At 59.6% G+C, this 20,714-nt stretch carries 22 protein-coding genes and 2 pseudogenes; 11 read left to right on the top strand and 13 right to left on the bottom strand.

Features of this window, described 5'->3' with window-relative positions; translation table 11 throughout:
* Positions 1–6: 6 nt before the first annotated feature.
* From AB4O23_RS19035 to AB4O23_RS19015, 5 genes are all read left to right on the top strand, one after another.
* A complete protein-coding gene (locus AB4O23_RS19035) occupies positions 7–816 on the top strand; it encodes an ABC transporter substrate-binding protein (RefSeq protein WP_017529061.1) in 810 nt (269 codons plus the stop codon).
* A gap of 12 nt (positions 817–828) precedes the next feature.
* Positions 829–1,605, top strand: coding sequence for an amino acid ABC transporter permease (locus AB4O23_RS19030; RefSeq protein WP_017529062.1), 777 nt, complete (start codon positions 829–831; stop codon positions 1,603–1,605).
* 2 nt (positions 1,606–1,607) lie between these two features.
* On the top strand, positions 1,608–2,387 hold the full coding sequence (locus AB4O23_RS19025; protein ID WP_017529063.1) for an amino acid ABC transporter ATP-binding protein: 780 nt from the start codon (positions 1,608–1,610) through the stop codon (positions 2,385–2,387).
* 22 nt (positions 2,388–2,409) lie between these two features.
* On the top strand, positions 2,410–4,020 hold the full coding sequence (locus tag AB4O23_RS19020) for a gamma-glutamyltransferase family protein (RefSeq protein ID WP_135196290.1): 1,611 nt from the start codon (positions 2,410–2,412) through the stop codon (positions 4,018–4,020).
* Between the two features lie 115 nt (positions 4,021–4,135).
* Positions 4,136–5,122, top strand: a complete 987-nt coding sequence (locus tag AB4O23_RS19015; RefSeq protein WP_135196289.1) for an SDR family oxidoreductase — start codon at positions 4,136–4,138, stop codon at positions 5,120–5,122.
* Here AB4O23_RS19015 and AB4O23_RS19010 read toward each other — a convergent pair.
* Positions 5,072–5,269: a hypothetical protein gene (locus AB4O23_RS19010; RefSeq protein ID WP_068931818.1), complete on the bottom strand. Its 198-nt coding sequence runs from the start codon at positions 5,267–5,269 to the stop codon at positions 5,072–5,074. The two genes, AB4O23_RS19015 and AB4O23_RS19010, sit on opposite strands and share 51 nt — an antisense overlap.
* A 128-nt stretch (positions 5,270–5,397) precedes the next feature.
* A complete protein-coding gene (locus AB4O23_RS19005; RefSeq protein ID WP_065879119.1) occupies positions 5,398–6,150 on the bottom strand; it encodes an OBAP family protein in 753 nt (250 codons plus the stop codon).
* 286 nt (positions 6,151–6,436) lie between these two features.
* Between AB4O23_RS19005 and AB4O23_RS19000 the strand changes: the two genes are divergently transcribed.
* The gene (locus AB4O23_RS19000) at positions 6,437–7,321 is read left to right on the top strand and encodes a manganese catalase family protein (protein WP_017529070.1); all 885 of its coding nucleotides are present in this window, start codon (positions 6,437–6,439) and stop codon (positions 7,319–7,321) included.
* A 64-nt stretch (positions 7,322–7,385) separates the two neighbouring features.
* A complete protein-coding gene (locus tag AB4O23_RS18995) occupies positions 7,386–7,895 on the top strand; it encodes a ferritin-like domain-containing protein (RefSeq protein WP_065879118.1) in 510 nt (169 codons plus the stop codon).
* A gap of 7 nt (positions 7,896–7,902) precedes the next feature.
* On the opposite strand, the gene cyoE is transcribed toward AB4O23_RS18995, so the two are convergent.
* From cyoE to cyoA, 5 genes and pseudogenes are all read right to left on the bottom strand, one after another.
* Positions 7,903–8,781, bottom strand: a complete 879-nt coding sequence (cyoE, locus tag AB4O23_RS18990; protein WP_460060261.1) for a heme o synthase — start codon at positions 8,779–8,781, stop codon at positions 7,903–7,905.
* A 35-nt stretch (positions 8,782–8,816) separates the two neighbouring features.
* A complete protein-coding gene (gene cyoD, locus AB4O23_RS18985; RefSeq protein ID WP_116078841.1) occupies positions 8,817–9,155 on the bottom strand; it encodes a cytochrome o ubiquinol oxidase subunit IV in 339 nt (112 codons plus the stop codon).
* Between the two features lies 1 nt (position 9,156).
* Positions 9,157–9,771: a cytochrome o ubiquinol oxidase subunit III gene (gene cyoC, locus AB4O23_RS18980; RefSeq protein WP_068931820.1), complete on the bottom strand. Its 615-nt coding sequence runs from the start codon at positions 9,769–9,771 to the stop codon at positions 9,157–9,159.
* Positions 9,772–9,774: 3 nt separating this feature from the next.
* Positions 9,775–11,747: pseudogene (gene cyoB / locus AB4O23_RS18975) on the bottom strand (cytochrome o ubiquinol oxidase subunit I).
* Between the two features lie 2 nt (positions 11,748–11,749).
* Positions 11,750–12,667 (bottom strand): ubiquinol oxidase subunit II, encoded by a 918-nt coding sequence (gene cyoA / locus AB4O23_RS18970; protein WP_017529076.1) that lies wholly within the window; start codon positions 12,665–12,667, stop codon positions 11,750–11,752.
* A 297-nt stretch (positions 12,668–12,964) separates the two neighbouring features.
* Here cyoA and AB4O23_RS18965 point away from each other — a divergent pair, with 297 nt between their 5' ends.
* Entirely contained in the window at positions 12,965–13,279 is a 315-nt protein-coding gene (locus AB4O23_RS18965) for a hypothetical protein (RefSeq protein WP_116078839.1), read from the top strand.
* Between the two features lie 188 nt (positions 13,280–13,467).
* Here the strand turns inward: AB4O23_RS18965 and AB4O23_RS18960 are convergent, their stop codons facing one another.
* The 3 genes from AB4O23_RS18960 to AB4O23_RS18950 form a co-directional block, all read right to left on the bottom strand.
* Positions 13,468–14,019 carry an ATP-dependent Clp protease proteolytic subunit gene (locus AB4O23_RS18960; protein WP_065879113.1) on the bottom strand — a complete coding sequence of 184 codons (552 nt, stop codon included), beginning with the start codon at positions 14,017–14,019 and terminating at the stop codon, positions 13,468–13,470.
* Between the two features lie 53 nt (positions 14,020–14,072).
* Positions 14,073–14,291, bottom strand: a complete 219-nt coding sequence (locus AB4O23_RS18955) for a con-10 family general stress protein (RefSeq protein WP_116078836.1) — start codon at positions 14,289–14,291, stop codon at positions 14,073–14,075.
* Positions 14,292–14,609: 318 nt separating this feature from the next.
* Positions 14,610–14,789, bottom strand: a complete 180-nt coding sequence (locus tag AB4O23_RS18950; RefSeq protein ID WP_017529080.1) for a con-10 family general stress protein — start codon at positions 14,787–14,789, stop codon at positions 14,610–14,612.
* Between the two features lie 495 nt (positions 14,790–15,284).
* Between AB4O23_RS18950 and AB4O23_RS18945 the strand changes: the two genes are divergently transcribed.
* On the top strand, positions 15,285–16,106 hold the full coding sequence (locus AB4O23_RS18945; RefSeq protein ID WP_460063997.1) for a ZIP family metal transporter: 822 nt from the start codon (positions 15,285–15,287) through the stop codon (positions 16,104–16,106).
* A 346-nt stretch (positions 16,107–16,452) separates the two neighbouring features.
* On the opposite strand, the pseudogene AB4O23_RS18940 reads toward AB4O23_RS18945, so the two are convergent.
* Both AB4O23_RS18940 and AB4O23_RS18935 read right to left on the bottom strand, forming a co-directional pair.
* Positions 16,453–16,951: pseudogene (locus AB4O23_RS18940) on the bottom strand (pectate lyase); the annotation flags it as partial.
* Between the two features lie 245 nt (positions 16,952–17,196).
* Positions 17,197–17,799, bottom strand: a complete 603-nt coding sequence (locus AB4O23_RS18935; protein WP_065879111.1) for a glutathione S-transferase — start codon at positions 17,797–17,799, stop codon at positions 17,197–17,199.
* Positions 17,800–18,003: 204 nt separating this feature from the next.
* Between AB4O23_RS18935 and AB4O23_RS18930 the strand changes: the two genes are divergently transcribed.
* The gene (locus AB4O23_RS18930) at positions 18,004–18,903 is read left to right on the top strand and encodes a LysR substrate-binding domain-containing protein (RefSeq protein WP_068931823.1); all 900 of its coding nucleotides are present in this window, start codon (positions 18,004–18,006) and stop codon (positions 18,901–18,903) included.
* A 255-nt stretch (positions 18,904–19,158) separates the two neighbouring features.
* A complete protein-coding gene (locus AB4O23_RS18925; protein ID WP_068931824.1) occupies positions 19,159–19,713 on the top strand; it encodes a DcrB/PsbP domain-containing protein in 555 nt (184 codons plus the stop codon).
* A gap of 643 nt (positions 19,714–20,356) precedes the next feature.
* Here AB4O23_RS18925 and AB4O23_RS18920 read toward each other — a convergent pair.
* Complete coding sequence (locus AB4O23_RS18920; RefSeq protein ID WP_058426049.1) at positions 20,357–20,713, bottom strand: type II toxin-antitoxin system RelE/ParE family toxin; 357 nt, start codon at positions 20,711–20,713, stop codon at positions 20,357–20,359.
* Between the last annotated feature and the right edge of the window lies 1 nt (position 20,714).

The following is a 20,714-nucleotide window of genomic DNA, read 5'->3' as shown; positions in this document are numbered from 1 at the left end:
CTGGTCATGCATAAACAACGCCGCGCCTTGCTGGTGGCTATCTCTCTCGCTTTCTGCAGCCAATGGGTAACTGCCGCACCGCAGGTGCCGGAGCGCCTGCAAAAAGTCGACAAACTCACCTATTGCTCGGGGATGGATTCACCGCCCCTGGTGTCCTTCGACGAAGCCCAGAAACCGCGTGGGCTTACCATTGACCTGGGCTTGGAAATCGCCAAACGCCTGGGCGACAAACAGGTGCAGTGGCGGGTGATTCCGTTCTCCGGCCTGGTGCCCGCGCTGCTCGCCCAGCAGTGCGACATGATCGTCGACCAGCTGTTCGACAAGCCCGAGCGGCGCCAGGTAATCGACATCGTCAACTACATGTATTCCAGCCAGTCGGTGGTGGTGCCCAAGGGCAACCCCAAGGGCATCAAGACCCTGGATGACCTGTCCACGCACAAAGTGGCGGTGCTCAACGGCTCCACCATCAAGACCCTGCTCGACGCCCACAACGAGAGCCTCGCCAAGGCCGGCAAGCCACCGATGAAACTGGTGGTGTACAACACCGACACCGATGCCTTCCAGGCCTTGCGCATCAGCCAGGTCGATGCCTATGGCACCACCGTGGAAACCGCCGGCTATTACGCCGCGATGGCCCCGGACCTGTTCCAGGAAGGCGTGCCCGCGTTCAGCCGCATCCTCACAGGCCTTGGCATGCGCAAGGACGACCCGCAACTGAGCGCCGCCGTGCAGCAGATCATCAGCGACATGCGCAGCGACGGCAGCTACGTGCAGTTGCTAAACAAATGGCATGTCAGCAGCGACACACTCGACTGAGGCAACCGCACGATGAATTTCAATTGGGATGTGTTCTGGCAGTACCTGCTGCAGCCCAGTGGGGTGTACCTCACCGGGCTGTGGCTGACGTGCCTGATCAGCGTGCTGGCGATGCTGCTCGGCTGCGCGCTGGGCCTGGGGGCGGCGCTGTTGCGCCTGTCGAAGAACCCGCTGCTGCACCTGCCGGTGCGCTTTTACGTGTGGCTGATGCGCGGCACGCCGTTACTGGTGCAGATCGTGTTTTTGTACACCGCGCTGGCGGCCGGCGGGATCTTCCGCTTCGAGGACATCGAGCTGTTCGGGCTGATGATCCCCGGCAATATCCAGGCGGCAATCATTGCTCTGGGCCTGAATGAAGGCGCGTACATGGCCGAGATCATCCGTGCCGGCATCGGCGCGGTGGACAAGGGCCAATACGAAGCCGGACGTTCCCTGGGCATGGGCTTTGCCAAATTGATGCGGCGCATCGTGCTGCCCCAGGCGTTCCGGGTGATCGTGCCGCCGCTGGGCAACGAGTTCAACGTGATGCTCAAAAACACCACGCTGGTCAGCGTGATCGGCGTGCAGGAATTGCTGCTCAGCACGCAGATGATCACCTCGGCGACCTTCCGCGTGTTCGAGTTGTACCTGGTAGTGGCCCTGTATTTCCTCACGCTGACCACGCTGTGGGGCTTTTTCCAGCGCTGGCTCGAACACCGCTTCGGCCAGTCCGATCGACCGTCAGCGCCACCGCCGGCCGCCAGCCGCATGTTCGGTCGCAGCACCCTCAAATTGCTGAGAGGACGTTAAGCATGGCGCACCAAAGTGAAGAGCTGATCATTGAGGCCCTGGATGTTCAGAAGGCGTTCGGCGAGTTGCAGATCCTCAAGGGCATTTCCCTACAAGTGCGGCGCGGCGAAGTGGTGGTGCTGATCGGTGCCTCCGGCTCCGGCAAGACCACCTTTATCCGTTGCATCAACCTGCTTGAAGACATTCAGGGCGGGCGCATACGCGTCAATGGCCGCGCCATGGGGTATCGCGAACGCAGCGACGGCAGCCTGGTGCGCGAGTCGGAGCGCAACATCGCCCGCCAGCGCCGCGACATCGGCATGGTGTTCCAGCGCTTCAACCTGTTCCCGCACATGACGGCGCTGGAGAACATCATCGAAGCGCCGATCCAGGTGCTCGGCGTGCCGCGCGCGGCGGCGCTGGAGCAGGCGCGTGGCTTGTTGGCGCGGGTCGGCCTGGCGGACAAGGCCGGCCATTATCCGTCGATGCTCTCCGGTGGCCAGCAGCAACGGGTGGCGATTGCCCGTGCGCTGGCGATGAAACCCCAGGCGATGCTGTTTGACGAACCCACCAGCGCCCTCGACCCGGAAACCGTCGGCGAGGTCTTGCAGGTGATGAAAGAACTGGCCGAGGAGGGCATGACCATGGTGGTGGTCACCCATGAAATGGGCTTCGCCCGTGAAGTGGCCGACCGCGTGGTGGTGCTTGATCAGGGCGAGCTGATCGAACAGGGGCCGCCGGAACAGATTTTCAGCCACCCCAGCCATCCGCGTACCCGGGCGTTTCTCAGCCGCGTGTTATGACCCTTTTTCAAGAGCCTTAGCCATGTTGAAATTCTCTGCTCACGAATACCCTTATCCGTCGCAACGCCAAAGTGTGTTTGCCAGACGCGGCATGGTCGCCGCCTCCCAACCACTGGCCGCCCAGGCCGGTATCCAGATCATGCAGAACGGCGGCAATGCCATCGACGCCGCCATTGCCACGGCGGCGGCGCTTACGGTGGTTGAACCCACCGGCTGCGGCCTGGGCGGCGACGCGTTTGCCCTGGTCTGGTGCAAGGGCCAGTTGCACGGCCTGAACGGCAACGGCCATGCGCCGGCGGCCTTGAGTATCGAGGCGGTCAAGGCGGCGGGGCACCCACAGATGCCGCTGTACGGCTGGACTCCCGTCACCGTGCCGGGCTGCCCATCGGCCTGGGCTGAGCTGTCGCAACGCTTCGGCAAGTTGCCGTTTGCCGAGTTACTGCAGCCGGCCATCAGCCTGGCGCGCGAGGGGTTCCCGTTGTCACCGGTGGTTGCCCATCAATGGCAGCTGGCCTTGAACGAATTCAGCCCGCACCGCGATGACGTGCTGGCGGCCTGGTTCGACACGTTCCTCATCAACGGCCGTGCGCCCCAGGCGGGGGAGATTTTTCGCAACCCGGCCCAGGCCCGCACCTTGGAAGAACTGGCCGCCACCCGCTGCGAAAGCCTGTATCGCGGCGCCCTGGCCGAGCGCCTGGATGCGCACTCGCGCGCCAGCGGTGGTTACCTGCGCGCCAGCGACCTCAAGGATTACCGCGCGCAGTGGGTCGCGCCGATCCACATCAATTACCGGGGCGTCGACGTTTGGGAAATCCCGCCCAGCGGCCAGGGCCTGGTCGCACTGATGGCGTTGAAGATCCTTGAAGGCTTCAGCTTCGACCACCGCGACAGCCAGCAAACCTGGCATCGTCAGTTGGAAGCGATGAAGCTCGCCTACAGCGACGGCCTGCACTACATCACCGACCCTGCGCATATGCGCGTGGCGGTGGCCGACCTGCTCAGCGACGACTACAGCACGCGCCGGCGTGGCCAGATCGGCGAACAGGCCCAGCCTCCCAAGCCCGGCGACCCCCATGCCAGCGGCACGGTGTACCTGGCCACGGCGGATGCCGAAGGTAATATGGTCTCGTTTATCCAGAGCAACTACCACGGCTTCGGTTCCGGCGTGGTGCTGCCCGACAGCGGCATCGCCCTGCAGAATCGCGGGCAGGAATTCAGCCTTGACCCCACTCATGCCAATTGCCTGGCACCCGGCAAGAAAACCTTCCACACCATCATCCCCGGCTTTCTCAGCCAGGGTGGTCAGGCGCTGGGGCCGTTCGGCGTAATGGGCGGCTATATGCAACCCCAGGGCCACGTGCAAATGGTGATGAACCTGGTGGACTTCGGCCTCAACCCTCAGGCGGCATTGGACGCGCCGCGCTGGCAATGGCTGGGCGACATGAAGGTCGGCATCGAACATGGCGCTTCCCGCGACCTGGTCAATGCGCTGGCACGGCGCGGGCACAAGGTGCAGACCGACAGCGACCTGACCGACTACGGGCGTGGGCAGATCATCCTGCGCGATCCGCTCAGCGGCGTGCTGTGCGGCGGCACCGAGCCCAGGGCCGACTCACATATCGCGGTGTGGTAAGCGGCTGCACAGGCGCTGCGCCGACCATGGCCTCCAAAAATATCGAACTGTCGGCGTTTGCCTATCGTCCATTTTGTTGAGGGCAGGCGACGTCACAAACGTGTGGGAGGTGGCAATGGATCAGCAGAACAACGGCCTGGTGGTGATCTGCGGTGCGAGCGCGGGGGTAGGGCGGGCCACGGCGCATCGTTTCGCCGCCGCCGGTTACCGCATCGGCCTGCTGGCACGCGATGAGGCCGCTCTGGCGGCAACGCGCGAAGAGCTGGCGCAGTACGGCCAGGCGGTCACGGCGATAAGTGTCGATGTGGCCGATGCGCAGGCGCTTGAAGCGGCGGCCCTTGCGCTTGAGGCGCAACTGGGCCCGCTGCAGGTGTGGGTAAATTCCGCGATGGTCACGGCGTTCTCACCCATTGAAAAACTCACCGCGCAGGAAATCCGCCGCGTCACCGACGTCACTTACCTGGGCACCGTTAATGGCACGCTGGCCGCCTTGAAATTGCTGCGCCCGCGCAATAGCGGCGTGATCATCCAGGTGGGCTCGGCGCTGGCCTATCGCGCCATTCCTTTGCAATCGGCTTATTGCGGCGCCAAGTTCGCCGTTCGCGGGTTTACCGACGCGCTGCGTTGTGAGCTGCTGCACGAGCGCAGTCGCATTCGTGTGTGCATGGTGCAGTTGCCGGCGATCAACACGCCGCAGTTCGACTGGGCGCGCAACAAACTCGACAAACGCCCGCAACCGGTGCCACCCATCCACGACCCCGACGTGGCCGCTCGGGCGATCTTCAGTGTGGTGCGGCGCACGCCGCGCGAGTTGTGGCTGGGCATGGAAAGCATCAAGGCGATTGTCGGCAGTTGCCTGATCCCGGGGCTGCTCGATCATATGCTCGCGCGGCAGTGCTATCCGGGCCAAATGAGCCAGGAAGATGAGAGCGGCGACCACGGCGACAACTTGTGCCAACCGCTGAGCGCTGAACTGCACCGCACTCGCGGCCGTTTCGTCGGCCGCTCCCGCGACAGCGCGCTGGCGCTGACCTCCACTCAGGTGTCGGCGTTATCCGCGGTGTTGGCGCTGGTCGGTGCGATGGTTCTGCTGTGGTTCTGAACCGTGGCATCGATACCAGCGATAGCCAAAGCCGTTCAGCGTCAGCGCGGTGTTTGCGAGGCTGTCGCTGTCATGCTCCAGCGTCCGGCTTTGCGGCTGGTTGTCGTGGATGAAACTGACGATGTAGCGGGTTTTTTTATCGAACATGATTGCCATCCTTTATGCGCGATAGCGGGGCCAAATGCCCCGCGTTTTTAATGATGACGCTGCACTCGACCGGTTGTTCCCTTGGATCGACTGACGTGCCGGGCAGGCTCGGATGGCCAGCGCCGCGTTCAATGCTGATGGGCCGTTGCGGTCGGGTCGATGATCTGGATGACAGTGCCCTGGCGCCATGCGTCGGCGCCGGGTGCGATCGGCGGCGCGACGATGTCGATGCGCGCCTGCTTTTTTTCGGCGCTGTCGATGCCCATGCGCTGGTCGCGCTCGGCGACCATGTCCGGGTCGGCCTGGCCGTCGGCGGTGAACCCCATCATGAGCTGAGGGACACCCAGCGGCAGACGCTTGTTGAGGTCGGTATGCCAGGTGTGCCAAGTCTTGCCATAGGTATGCACGAGTTTTTCCATCAGGGCGTGCTCGGCCGTTTCGGGGATGCCGGGTGCGACCAACTGGCCTGATTTCACTTCATGCACGTGGCTGTGCCACAACGCTTTTTCAGCGGCCGGCAGCGTGCCGAACAATGGTTCGCTGATGATGTATTCCACGCCCATCAACTTTGCATCCTTGCGATTGCCGTCGTAGATCACGCACTGGATCACTTCTTCGTTGAGCACCGAGCAGTAATGATGGGCCTCCATTTGCACGTCGGGGTGGCCATTATAAAAGTGGAAGCCGTCCAGGTAAGCGTTCAGCGCATCGATGGGCGGGCGCGATTGGAGCAGCGCCGCCCCGGCGTCGAGAGATTGCAGGGTTGGTGATTTCGCCTTACCAGGCGCCACGACATTGGAGGCCGAGTTATTGCCGGCACAGGCTGTGAGCAGAGTAACGGCGGTAGTCAGGCAGAGTACGTGGAGTGTGGTGTGGTTCATTTCGGATACCTTCCATGGTCGATTGATCGAGGTGTGCATGGGGGGCGCTTGCCAGGTTCAGGCAGTGCAAGCATTAGAAGGTGCGGCCAAACAGGCGTTCAATCGCGATAACGCTGACGGCACTCGGCACGCCAGGGCCGCCGTTTCGCTTGGCCTGTAGCACATAACCGCTGGTCGAAATGCATCGCTTTATTTTGAAATTTCCTCTGGGTGCTCGCTTCACATAAAAGTAGGCGCGCCTTCCAAGGGGCCGTCTCCTTTTCAATAAGCCTGAGGAGATTTGTTCATGTTTCTACATAACAAGCGACTTCAATACACCGTGCGCGTGGCCGAGCCTAACCCGGGGTTGGCGAACCTTTTGCTTGAGCAGTTTGGCGGCGCTCAGGGTGAATTGGCGGCAGCGTCGCGCTATTTCACCCAAGCGCTGGCCGAGGACGATCCGGGGCGCAAAGACCTGTTGATGGACATCGCCACCGAGGAGCTCAGCCATCTGGAGGTTGTGGGATCCATCATCGTGATGCTCAACAAGGGCGCCAAGGGGCGCATGGCCGAGGGCGTGGAGGAGGAGGGCGAGTTGTATCGCGCGCTTAACGGCGCGGGCAATGACTCGCATATCACCAGCCTGCTGTATGGCGCCGGTTCGCCGTTGACCAATAGCGCCGGCGTGCCATGGACAGCGGCTTACATCGACACGATCGGTGAGCCTACCGCCGACATGCGTTCCAACATTGCCGCTGAAGCCCGCGCCAAAATCGTGTATGAGCGCCTGATGAACGTCACGGACGACCCGGGCGTCAAGGAGGCGCTGGGCTTCCTGATGACGCGCGAGATCGCGCATCAACTGTCCTTTGAAAAGGCGTTGCATGCGATTCAGCCGAATTTCCCCCAAGGCAAGTTGCCGGGCATGCCTGAGTTCACCCAGGTGTACTTCAACATGTCGCAGGGCGAGGGGAATGTTCGCGGGCCCTGGAACCAGGGCGAAGAATGGACGTTCGTGGAAAACCCGCAACCCGCGGTGGATGGCGGCGACGGCATGGCCACGGTGCAACTGGACGCCGACGAGGAAGCGCAGCTGAGTGCGATGAAGATCCGCACGCTCTCGGACCCCGCCAGCGACCCCACTACCGGGGCTGACCTGGGGGCGGGTATCCCGCCCAAGCCTGCCATTTGACTCAAGGCAACCGCACGCTTGCCGGCGTGCGGCGGTTCAGCATTTTTTGACGAGGATTAACGACATGGCAACTCCACAGGAAAACCTGCTCGACTGGCTACGCGATGCGCATGCGATGGAGCAACAGGCCGAAAAAATGCTCAAGGCACAATCCGAGCGCCTGGAGCACTACCCACGGCTCAAGGCCCGCATCGACCAGCATATAGAAGAGACTCTCGACCAGCAGAGGTTGATTGACGAATGCCTGACGCGCCTGGGCGGCAGCTCCTCGACGCTCAAAGACATCGGCGGCAAGTTGATGGCGTTCGGGCAGGCGGTCGGTGGCTCACTGATGAGCGATGAGGTCATCAAGGGCGCCATGGCCGGCTACGTATTTGAAAATATGGAGATCGCCAGCTACACGGTGCTCATCGCGGCCGCGCAGGAGGCCGGTGACGCCGAAACCAAAGCGGCCTGTGAAAAGATCCTGCCGCAGGAAGTCGCCATGGCTGACTGGTTGCGCGAACATTTGCCCGAGCTCACCCAAGCGTTTCTGCAGCGCTCTGCGGCCCCCGATGAAGAGGCCAAGCGCTGACGTTGCGTCAGGCGCCCGACCGCATGATGGCGGGCGCCTGCACCCCGCATGAAAGTGAGCCTTGGCGCCCGCTGTTCAACGCCAGCGAAAGATCCAGAGCCAGTATCAGCAGAATCGAAAAACCAAATAACGTGCGTGCCCGGCGTGTCGGATCAATCAGGCGCACAGGGCTGTTGGCGAGTGCCAGCCAGTAAGCGCCAAGGCCGCTTACCACGGTGAAATACAGCACGTTCATCTGGGCCACCACACCCAGCAACACGACGCTGACCAGGAAGGCCAGCATGTACGCCTGTATTTGCCTGTGGGTTTGGGACAGCGTCAGCAAGGGCAGGCGCGCCGCGCGAAAATCCTCGCGCCGCATCACGGTGATGGCGTGTGAATGAGGCATCTGCCAGCAGCCGAACACCGCGATCAGCAGCATCGCCGTGGCGTCAAACCGGCCGGTGACCGCGGCATAACCTATAACGGGTGGCATCGCCCCGCAGAGGCTGCCGATTAAGGTTGCCCAATGCGACCGTCGCTTCAACCAGTAGGTATAAGCCCCCAGGTAGATGACCACGCCGACCATCGCCAGGATGCAGGCCAACACATTGCTGGCAGCCCACAACAAACTGAAGCCGGCGATGCCCAGCGCAAGGGCATAGCTTACGGCGCTGGGCACCGTGATCGCTCGCAGGGCCAGCGCCCGGTGACAGGTGCGCACCATACGCCGGTCGATGTCGCGGTCAACGCAGTTGTTCAGCACGCAGCTGCAACCGATCACCAGCGCGGTGCCGAGCAGGGTCGCCAGCAAACGCAACGGTGCCACCCAATGACCGCTGGAGGCCAGGAAGTAACCGCCGAGCACTGACGCGAGGTTACCGAAAATGATGCCGGGCTTCGTCAATTGAACCCCGACATTGAGTAGCCCTATCCAGTGTTTCAGTGCGCCAGCATATTGTGATGAATATTGTCCATGATCCATAGCGAGAGCCCCACCAGCAGCAAAATGATGACCACTGAAAAAACCAATGCGATCAAGTTCCAGCGTTGTTCTGCCGCCGTGTCCAGGTGCAGGAAGTACTTGAGGTGGGCGATGACTTGTATCGCGCCCAGCGACACCACCAGCCATGCGGTAACGGTGCGCGGCAGTGACGGGAACATCACCAGGGCGAACGGGACCAGGGTCAGCAGCACCGAAACGAGGAACCCGACCAGGTACGAACGGCTGCTGCCATGGCTTGTACCGGCGCTGCTGTGAATCGAACTTTGTTTGTACATGTCACACCACCCCTAACAGATAGACCACGGTAAACACGCAGATCCACACCACGTCCAAAAAGTGCCAGAACAAACTCAGGCAACTGAGGCGCGTGGCATTGGTGTTGGTCAGGCCACGTTGATAGACCTGGGCCATCAGCACCGCCATCCATATCAACCCCGTCAGCACGTGCGCGCCGTGGGTGCCCACGAGCGTGAAGAATGCGGTCAGGAACGCACTGCGGTCCGGCCCATGGCCTTCTTCGATCAGGTGGTGGAATTCGTTGAACTCCATGGCGATAAAGCCCGCACCCAGCACAAATGTGAGCCCCAACCACCGCAGGACCTGGGCTTGCTGGCCACGGTTCATGGCGAGCATCGCGTAGCCGTAGGTGATGCTGCTCAACAGCAGCAGCATGGTTTCACCCAGCACATAGGGCAGTTCGAAAATATCCACGCTCGAAGGGCCGCCGGCCACGCTGTCGCGCAACACGGCATAGCCTGCGAACAACGTGGCGAACAGGATGCAGTCGGTCATCAGGTAGATCCAGAACCCGAACAGGCTCAGGGAACCGGCGTCTTCGTGCCCTTGTTCGTGGGTATGCGCAACGTCTGTTTCGATGATGATGTTGGACATGGGTCAAGCCTCTGCCAGGTCTTTCAGGCGTGCCTTTTCGATGCGCGCGACCTCTTGCGCGGGCACGAAGTAATCGGTGTCTTCGTCGTAGCTGCGCACCACGAATGCAACCACCGATGCCACCAGGCCGAAGGCCGCCAACCACCAGATATGCCAGACCAGGGCAAAGCTGCAGACCAGTGCGAACAGGCTGATGACCAGGCCCGAAGCGGTGTTGCGCGGCATGTGGATGCTTCGGTAATCGGTGTGGCTGAGGGTGCTGACGCCGCGTTCCTTCATGCCCCAGTACGCATCCAGGTCGCTGACCTTGGGTTGCTCGGCGAAGTTGTACAGCGGTGGCGGAGAGGCGGTGGCCCATTCCAGGGTGCGGCCGTCCCAAGGGTCACCGGTGAGGTCGCGATAGCGGTGACGGTAGCGGATGCTGACAAACAGTTGCAGGGCCTGGGAGGCGACGCCGCAGAGGATAATCGCCACGCCCACCAGTTCGAGCAGCAGCCAGGGCCGCCATTCCGGGTTGTTGAAGTGGTTGAGGCGGCGCGTCATGCCCATGAAGCCCAGCACGTACGAGGGCATGAAGGCGAAATAAAAGCCGATGAGCCAGCACCAGAATGCGATACGCCCCAGTTTGTCGTACAAGCGAAAACCAAAGGCCTTGGGGAACCAATAGGTCAGGCCGGCCATGTAGCCGAACACCGCGCCCCCAATGATCACGTTATGAAAGTGAGCGATCAGGAACAGGCTGTTGTGCAGCATGAAGTCGGCGCCGGGCACGGCCAGCAGCACGCCGGTCATGCCGCCGATGCTGAACGTCACGATAAAGCCCAGGGTCCACAGCATCGGCGTCTCGAAGCGCACCCGTCCACGGTACATGGTGAACAGCCAGGTGAAGATTTTTACCCCGGTCGGCACGGCGATGATCATCGTCATGATGCCGAAGAACGCGTTGACGTTACCGCCCGAGCCCATGGTGAAGAAATGGTGCAACCACACGATGAACGACAGCACGGTAATCGCGATCGTTGCCCACACCAGCGACACGTAGCCGAACAGCCGCTTGCTGCTGAAGGTGGCCGCGATCTCGGAAAACACCCCGAACGCCGGCAGGATCAGGATGTACACCTCCGGGTGCCCCCAGACCAGATCAGGTTGACGTACATCATCGGGTTGCCACCGGCTTCGTTGGTAAAAAAATGCATGCCCAGGTAACGGTCCAGGGACAGCATCAGCAGGGTGGCGGTCAGGATCGGGAACGACGCCAGGATCAGCACCGAGGTGCACAGTGCGTTCCAGGTGAACACGGGCATCTTGAACAGGGTCATGCCTTCGGTGCGCATCTTCAGGATGGTCACGAAGAAATTCACCCCCGTGAGTAACGTGCCGATGCCGGATATCTGCAGTGACCAGATGTAATAGTCCACGCCGACGCCGGGGCTGTAACCCAGCTCGGACAACGGCGGATAGGCAACCCAGCCGGTGCGCGCAAACTCGCCCACCCCCAGCGAAATGTTGACCAGTGCCGCGCCGACCACGAACAGCCAGAAACTCAGCGCGTTGAGAAACGGGTAGGCCACATCGCGCGCGCCGATCTGCAACGGCACCACGATATTCATCAAGCCGACCACGAAAGGCATGGCCATAAAGAAGATCATGATCACGCCGTGGGCGGTGAAGATCTGGTCGTAGTGTTCAGGCGGCAGGTAACCTGGCCCGCCGCTGGCGGCCATGGCTTGCTGGGTACGCATCATGATCGCGTCGGAGAAGCCGCGCAGCAGCATCACCAGCGCCACGATGATGTACATGCAGCCGATTTTCTTGTGGTCCACCGAGGTAAACCATTCGCGCCACAAATAACCCCATTTGCGTTTCCAGGTAATCGACCCCACCAACGCCACACCGATCAGCCCAACGAAGGCCAGCGTGTACATCACAATGGGCTCGCTTGTTGGGATCGCCTCCCACGAAAGTTTTCCGAACATTGTTAACGCTCCTGCACCAGGTAGTGATCCGCGCGCTCGCCGGTGCTGTTCAACCGGGTCTGGCGGCGCTGGGTTTTGTCGGCCTTGTTCATGCCTTCATATTTGTCGACGATGTCCAGGAACAGCCGCTCCTGTACCGCCGAGTAATAGGTCACCGGGTGCCGGGTGCTAGGCTTGGCCAATTGCGCATAGCTGGTGTGGTCCAGCTGCGTCGGCGCACCCTTGACCTTTGTCAGCCAGGCTTGAAAGTCGGTGTCGCTCAGTGACAGCGTGGAGAAGTGCATGTCGGAAAAACCGGGGCCGTTGTAATTGGCGGCAATGCCTCTGAACTCGCCGGTCTCGTTGGCGATCAGGTGCAACTTGGTCTGCATCCCGGCCATGGCGTAGATCTGCCCGCCCAGGGCCGGGATGAAAAAGGAGGTCATGGCGGCGTCGGACGTGATGGTAAAGCTCACCGGCGTATGCACCGGCAGGGCAAGCTCGTTCACGCTGGCGACACCCAGGTCGGGGTAAATGAACAGCCACTTCCAGTCAGTGGCCACCACCTGAACATTGAGCGGTTGTTTGTCGGAGTCGAGCGGGCGATAGGGGTCGAGGGCGTGGGTGGTTTCCCACGTCACCCATCCCAGGGCGATGATGATGAGCAACGGAACGCCCCACACCACGGCTTCGATTTTGTGCGAACTGGCCCAACGGGGCGAGTAACGGGCTTTTTTGTTGGTCGCGCGATAGCGATAGGCAAACACGAACGTGAGCACGATCACCGGCACGACCACCAGCAACATCAGGCCGGTGGCGAGGATAATCAGGTTGCGCTCGTCGGTTGCAATCTGGCCCTTTGGGTTGAACACCACCAGATTGCAGCCGGTTAATAAGAAGAGGCTGGCGATATAGGCCAGGCCATAACTCGCGCGTTTCATGCCGTGCTCCTGTGTTGATAAATATCCGCGATGAGTGCGTTGCGCTTGTATGCCCAAGTCATTCAAGCGAACCGCTGACGCTGTGCGTGTTAAAACCCCTTACCCGAACAATTTGAATTGGACGTGAAGGGTTGGTTTAACAATTTGTTACTTCGCCTGACGAACGGCTTAACAAGCGAAACACGGGTGATTTTGTATAAGCGCTTGTTCGAATCTCGTGCAAAAAAATACGGAATCCCGGATAAGGATTCAGGTCTCACGTAACGGCCGGCCAACTAACGATGCGGGAGATGACTTATGTTTATTCGAGGTAATGCCTACAATGCTTGGATCGAAAAGCAATTGAAAGAAGAGTGTTTTACCCAAGAGGTGGAAAACGGTTGTCATATCGAAGTCAGGGCGCGAGAGCGTACGGACGCGGATATAGAAGTGTTGGTCTGCGTCTATACCGCTACGGGGCAGTGTGTTGCCGAGCGCAGCCAACAATTGCCGGGCGCTGAATGGACAGTGCGGGATGCACTCAAACGCGGTATTGATCAGGCGGAACGAATCGCCGGCGGAGAGTCGGGGCGATTACCTTGCGCGGATGCTCACTTGCACGAAGATGATTGACCGGGTTCAAGCCCACAGAGGGCCTCTATCATTCGGCAAAAAAAAGCCCGTACTGAGTACGGGCAAAACAGGAGTTCTGGAAGTTATAAGTGAGCAGGCTGCGCGCTGAGAAACATACGGCACACTTATCGGTACTCGATAATGATGGACGTGTTCCGTTACTCATTGCCGTGCTCCCCTCTGAATAACTAGGAGTGTATGAAACTACTCACGAACTCTGCCTTGATAACAGGCAGCTCGATGGCATGGATCAATCCGGCGGTCATGGCATTCGGCGGGTCGAGAATGCGCGGCGCGGCGATCAGGTATTTTTCGGTTTCCAGTTTTTCGGCGGCATCCAGCGTGCGCTCGGCGACGATGCGTGCGTACAACTGTAAGTCGTAGTCAAGACTCATCGCATATTCGGACATGCGCGAATGGTCGATAGAACCTTGCAAATGCCAATGGAACGGGTGGAACAGAAACTTGCTGTGCTTGCAGGCGGTCCGGCGCTCACCGGCCAGGAAAATAATATTGCCCATCGATTCCACGGTGCCCAGGTTGTGGGTGTGTACCGGGATCGGCAGTGACAGCAGGAAGTTATACATCGTGAAACCGTAGCTGCATTCACCGCCCATGGTGGCAATGTTCAGGACCAGGCCAGAGGCGTCTTGCTGCACGGCCAGCGAGGCTTGTTGGATAAGCTGGCTGCAGGTCGACGCGGTGATCGGTCCGGTAAAGTTGATAATGTGTAAAGGCATGGTGTCCCTCATCCATAAAGACAGGGGAGCGCCGCTCCCCTGCATCCAGCACATCAACTGTTGCGGCCGCCACCATGGCTGTGTTCGCCACCTTTACGCCCCGCTTCAGAAGCTTTCTCACGGTCGTTGGCGAAGTTGCCGCCACTGTTCTGGCCGCCTTTGCTACCGATCTCTTGATAGAACTCTTTGTCATGAGAAGCGGACGTAGCTTCGCCGCCTTTTTTACCGGCTTCATTGACGCTCATTTGGCCTTGCTTGTCTTGAGTACTCATGTTGATTTACCTCGTTGCTATGTGGGTTAGGTTACGTCGCTTTAATGCTACGAAAGCCACACTAAACAACTGTGTGTGCACTGCTTATAAGTGCCTTTCGCACAAGGGAGGGTGTGTGTGAAACACCTATTGTTACTTCGGTTCTTTCTGGCATTCGCTGGTATTCATAACTCGCCGTCGTATGAGAACGTCCGCTTGTGTTTGTCTCAGCGTGCCTTTCCATAACCGATCCGCGATAAAAATCGCTTTGTTGACCATCCACTGTTGTTCGCATCGTTTATTCCCTTTGATAACTAGGAGGGCGACTGGGCCGCTTTGCTATGAGGACTTACGGCCGCCGCCATGGCTGTTCTGGCCACCTTTACGGCCCGCTTCCGACGCTTTCTCACGGTCGTTTGCAAAGTTACCGCCGGACGCTTGGCCACCTTTCTTTCCCGCCTCCGATGCTTTCTGAGGATCATTGGCGAAGTTGCCCGGGTTCTTATTACTCGTCGTCATGGTATTTCTCCATCGGTGAGTTGTCGTTTCGCTAGTTATCCACTTCGCTAATGGATATCTACTCCGATAACGCGGCCCGCGAAAACGTTTTGAGCAATGAGATGAATTGGCGACGAACGGTCGACTCGGTGAAAAAACTTATACAAGCGCCGCGCAACAGTGCCGCTTCGTCTAACTTTATTAACGTCTGCAATATTAGATTGATAGCATTTAAGTGCGCGTGTGAAGTGCCAACAGCCCGTTCGACGCGCAGCGTTATAAACAGTGGCGGAACAACGTAAAGGCGGGCAACACTTTGGAACTTTGGAGCCGCCGGTAAAATCCCATGACAGCGACTCAGTGCGTGATTGAACCCTCAACGATACGCCCGCCACCGAGGAGATAACGATGCTTGATAGGTCTACGTCCGCGCAGTCAGCCTCGCGTGGCCATTTAAGTCGTGCGTTCGAGCTTGGATGGGCGGGCGCGTTGTTCTGGGCGGCGATCCTGAGTGTGATGCTACTGCTGCTGGTCTGCGGATACAGCGCCCTGTTCAAGGCCGATGTGTCCAATTTGCGTTTTGCCCTCCTGGGTGGCCTGAGCGGGTTCAGCGCGACGGCTTTAGGCGCAATCGCAGCGATAGCGCTACGCAGCATCAGCTCACGCACTCAAGACACCATGTTCGGCTTTGCAGCCGGGATGATGCTCGCCGCGAGTTCGTTTTCTTTGATTCTTCCCGGTATCGATGCCGCACAGGCAATGACGGGTAATCAGGTCTGGGCTGCCTGCGTAGTGGTGGCAGGGCTGGGGCTGGGCGTCGCGCTCATGGTTGGCTTGGAGCGCTTTGTTCCACACGAGCATTCGCAAAGCGGACGTAAAGGCCCGCATACCGAACGGTTCAATCGGGTGTGGTTGTTTGTACTCGCCATTACGTTGCACAACCTCCCGGAAGGTATGGCCATCGGTGTCAGCTTTGCCGATGGCGACCTTAAAGTTGGGGTGCCCTTGACCACGGCCATCGCGATCCAGGACATACCCGAAGGCTTGGCGGTGGCGCTTGCATTGCGCGTCACCGGGCTCTCGGCGTATCGCGCGATGTTGATTGCCATCGGCTCTGGATTGATGGAGCCAATAGGCGCTGTGGTGGGCTTGGGCATTTCAAGTGGATATGCCTTGGGCTATCCCGTCGCCCTGGGGCTGGCAGCGGGCGCAATGATATTTGTCGTGTCACATGAGGTTATTCCCGAAACCCATCGCAATGGCCACGAGACACCCGCGACCCTCGGCTTGATGCTCGGATTTGCCGTGATGATGTTTTTAGACACGGCTTTAGGGTGAGCGGGTTTCCAGGCCGAGTCGTCGAACACGTCGACCCGCTGCGCTAGATAGTCAAAGAAGGCGCTTGTGCCGAACAGCCGCGCGCTGTCAACTGCGGGGTGACTGATTTATGGTTGCCGATTGATCAGAACCGGCGAAGGCAGGGCTCGCCAGTGAGCAGAGCATGAGCAGCAGTAGACATCGCATCAGTGGCTAGCCAAATCCAGGTGGCCCGTACCGGCATCGCGCCGCACTGCAATTCGCGCAAGGTCGGCTGGCTGCGGTGCAACAAGGTATTGACGATAGGTCTTGAACGCCTCCAGCACAGAAGCATCCCGAGGGCGGTAGTCATCGCCACTCAGGCGCTGCCGATGACCAACCCCATGCCCTGGATACCGGCATGAGCCCCTATGCCTATAAGGGTCTTGTTCGAACCGATCTTCAAACGCTGCAACCCCAGCCTTGTCATACGTCACCGTGGCCGGCGGTTTCGACTGGCAGAAATGGTTGGCACCGTCGATTGCCCATTGCCCGCCGCCCTGGGGGCAAGCGTTGGCCATGCACCCGGCCTCTGTGACCGTGGCGCTGCCGTCGGACACAACCGAACCGCGAAAATCAAACGTATGGTCCAGGGCGATGACGCGCGGGGTGTCATCGGTGCAGTTGCCCCGTGGGTCGAAGCTTGCACACAGCGCCTTTTGCAGTGCGGCCGGTGTGGCGGGGCGCACGGCCGCAACTTGGCCACCGCCGGTTACGTCTTTGGCAAAACCCTCGGCATGGCTTGCCGCCAGAGCCGGCGTTACCAGCACAGCGGCAGCTAACACGAGGGCTGAAAGACACTGGGGAATCGGGAACGTCAACGGCATATTCCTGAAGGTTGAATACCAGCGGCCAAGCCTTGCGAAACAGGCTTGCCATGATCTGAATAGGCGCGGGTATTTATCAAACGCTTTAAGCCCGATAACCATTGCCTTCAGCTGAGGTTCAGCCGGGCGCTGTCAGCTTGCCGGAGAACTGACTGAGCCTTGCAGGCGCACGGGTTTTGCATCCGCGTCACGGCCGGTGCCGATAGGCGTGAAGGTGTTGCTGATCGCGGTACGTTGCAGGGCGCTTATTCGATGGGGTATCGCTTGAAGGCTGGGTGTTCCTCAAGACGCCTGGCATGGAGTTGCAAGTGCGGGAAGGCCTCGGCGTCAACCATCGAGGCGATTTTGAACTGGCTGAAAGACCAGGCCACTGCCGCGCTGACGGCACCTTGCGTCAGGGCTTGATTCGGCGCATGGGCCAGGCGTTTTTCCAAGGCCGAGTAGGCTGCCAGCAACTGGCCGGTTACCCGGTCGAGCCAGGGCTCGTGGAGTTTTTCTGCGGGGCGCAGGTTATGTTCGTACACGATCTGTACGGTTTTCTCAGAAGCGGCCAGGGCAAGCCCCGTCAATTGCAGGTCCTGGGCTCGCGCGCTGGCTGGCTGTGGCAACAGCTTTCTATCAGCCGGAGCCAGCGCTTCGAAGTAATCGAGAATCAGGCTTGAGTCCATCAACACGGTTGAATCATCCAGCACCAGGCTGGGCGCCTTTACCACCGGGTTGATCCTGGCGAATTGTTCGTAGGTGCTGAATACCGAAAGTGGCTGATGCTCAAAATCGACGCCGTAAAGATCCAGGGAAATTGCTACGCGGCGCACGTAGGGCGAGTCCAGCATGCCGACCAGTTTCATGAAGCCTCCATTTACGTCAGGGTAATTTTCAATGGGGATACTTGAGGTACTTGTACAGGTTGAGCAGTAGCTCGCAGTTCGCGAGGTGAGGGTGGCGCGGAAAGACCCTGTGGCTGGCAGGATTGTTAATTTGAGATTACTTTAGCCTGTGTTCGGGCCGCAAAATATCGATAAATATTACCGAGAAAGGTTAGGTTGGCTTACATGAGTGCATTTCCTCCCTTGACCTGCCTGCGCAGTTTCGAAGCCACTTCCCGGTTGGGAAGCGTCACCCTCGCCGCCAAGGAATTGCACGTCACGCATTCAGCTGTCAGCCAGCAGATCAAGGTACTGGAGGAGATTGTCGGGTTGACGCTATTTGTGCGCGAAGGGCGGGGCTTGCGTGTCAGCGAGGATGGGCGACTGTATGCGCTGCAGATTCGTAAAGCCCTGGGCGACATCGCCGAGGCCACTCGATTGATCCAGGCCCAGCCCAAGATGGGGGAGTTGGTGGTGGCGGTTCTGCCGTCGTTCGGCCGGTCGTGGTTGATACCGCGCCTACCGGGTTTTCAGCAGCTTTACCCGCATATCAGCATTCGCCTGCAAGCCAGCCTGACAATTTCCAACCTGCATCAGGAGTCGGTGGATATCGGCATCCGCATGGGCAAGGGTGATTGGGAGGGCGTCGAGCAAAAACTGTTGTTTCACGATGAAGTCGTGGTAGTTGCCGCTCCCCATTTCAATGGCGGACGCCTGCCGCAGACGCCGCAAGAAATCATCGACAGCCCGATCATCTACAACACTGAATCGTGGTTGCCCTGGTGCGAAGCGGCCGGCGTCAAGATGGGCGACGCGCGCAAGGGGTTATGCAGCAATGATTCCAACCTGGTATTGGAAGCCGTTCGCCTGGGGCAAGGCATCGCGCTGGAGCGGCGCAGCCTGGTACATGACGCTATCGAGCGGGGCGAGCTGGTCCAGCTGTGTGACGTCAGTGCGCCGTACGCCTACCCCTATTGGCTGGTGTGGCCACCCAGGGAAAGTTCGCAAGACAAACAACGCGAATTCTCCCATTGGTTGTCCGGCGAAGTGGAACGTTACTTCGCGCAACTGAAACAAAACGCCTGACAGAGGTACTGCCTGAATGGATCTGTTTGAGCGCGACATAGGGGTACTGCCTTTTATCGAACTGACTTATACCCCAACACGACCCCTAAAACCGGGTGCTCTTCGCGAAAAGTATCAACCCCCATGCTGACCGCAAATATGAGCGACACGCTGCGGCGGTGAACAACATCCTGGGCAAGTGAGCAGGCAACTAAGCTAGGCTGTTCGCACGATAGACCGTCGGCATACGACGGCCTGAAAACAAAGGCGCTATTAATGTCGAAACATGTGCTGTTGGGCTGGACCCATTCCTTGTGCGTGCTTGCTGCCTTGAGCGGCGCGGCCTCCATGGCCGTTGCTGCGCCGCCTGACAAAACCGCTATGGCGGCAGCGGACATGCAATCGGTGTCCCTGGCAGGCGGCAAGCTGAAGTTCGTGCTCAAAGGCGTCGAGGCCCGCACCTTGAACAGCGAGAACGGCGGCACGATGTACTTCGATCCGAAAAGCGAGCAGGCCATCATCGTTACCGAAGGTCCGGCGTCGACTGCGGGCACCACCCCGGACGCTGCGTTTCGCCTTGCCGTGGATACCTTGAAAGAAAAGCAGCAGGCCGCGTCACCCAACTTTCGCACGACTAGCGAGAAGACCATTCAGGTGAATGGCTTGAAGATGTACCGCCTGGACGGCACCGACGATTTCAACGGCCTGAAACTACTGGTGGCCTCGTTGATGACGATGAACGATCAGACGATCACCGTTATCGAAGTGATGTCCAGCGTAAACGACCCGGCCGGCCATACCGCTGCGTTGAAGAACATTCTGGGCAAGTAAACCGCAAGTTTCCGGAGGGCAGGCTGTCGGCTCCCGACGGTCTGTCCATCACAAGGAGCCCGCATGAGCTCGTGCGCAAAGCTTGCCTAACGCGGTGTCGTACTCCCCGACCCACCCGCGCCGTACGGGGGCTATGTACCCAGTTACAAACTATCGGGGTCGCCGAAGAACATTTTGACTAGGCTCTAGGACAGTAGTTTCAGCTTGAAAAAAGCGAATTATGCCCCCATTTATGCCCCCAATTGCACAGGGTGTGCGAGCGATCGCGAATGGCGATTTCTGACATGGATCTGGGTGGCCGTCACTGGTATTCAGTGCGCCTCCGTATACTGGATGAGCAACCCGTATCTGGCAAATCCTTGGTCGCTCGGAAGAGGATTTGGGTAATGAGTCGACATCCTTAAGTGGAGTTGTCGGGTCTGTCTCTCTGCACCTATCCTGAAATTGACCCGCGAGATGCTCGTGCTCTGCGTGATGTTGCCAGGGCTCTGGTCGTGGGTCTCGATAGCCCGGTGGACACCGAACCTCCCGCCTCAATTGGCCGCCAAGTCGGCTGACAACGAGGGCGCTCAGGTTGAGATATAGAGGGGACGCCTTACCTTCGCTATTCCTGGCCAGTTAAGCCGTTGGGCCAGGTCGCTGATCAGTCGTTAGGTAAGTGCAACTGCACTTCCATGGCGTCATGAAGGAGTCGGACGACCTCGATCACGTCGTCATTTGCCAAACGATAAAATACGACGTGGCGTGGGCTTTTGACCGTTCCATGGGGATGTCTGGCCTGCTGGCGTGAATAGGTGAGATGATAGCTGCGAAGGCCCGGTGCAAGCTCATCGCGGTCATGGCTGCCAATGCAATAAGGCGTGTCGGCAAGCGCTTGCAGCGCCGCGAGGATCAGCGCCTGGTAGCGCTGGCGTGCTTGATCGCCGAACTGCGCTTGGGAGAGCCTGAGGATGTCGACAATGTCGGCACGCGCCGCGTTGGAAATCCGATACTGCGGCATG

It is taken from the genome of Pseudomonas sp. H2_A10 (genome assembly GCF_054680085.1).
This window is presented reverse-complemented; position numbering and strand designations above follow the sequence as displayed.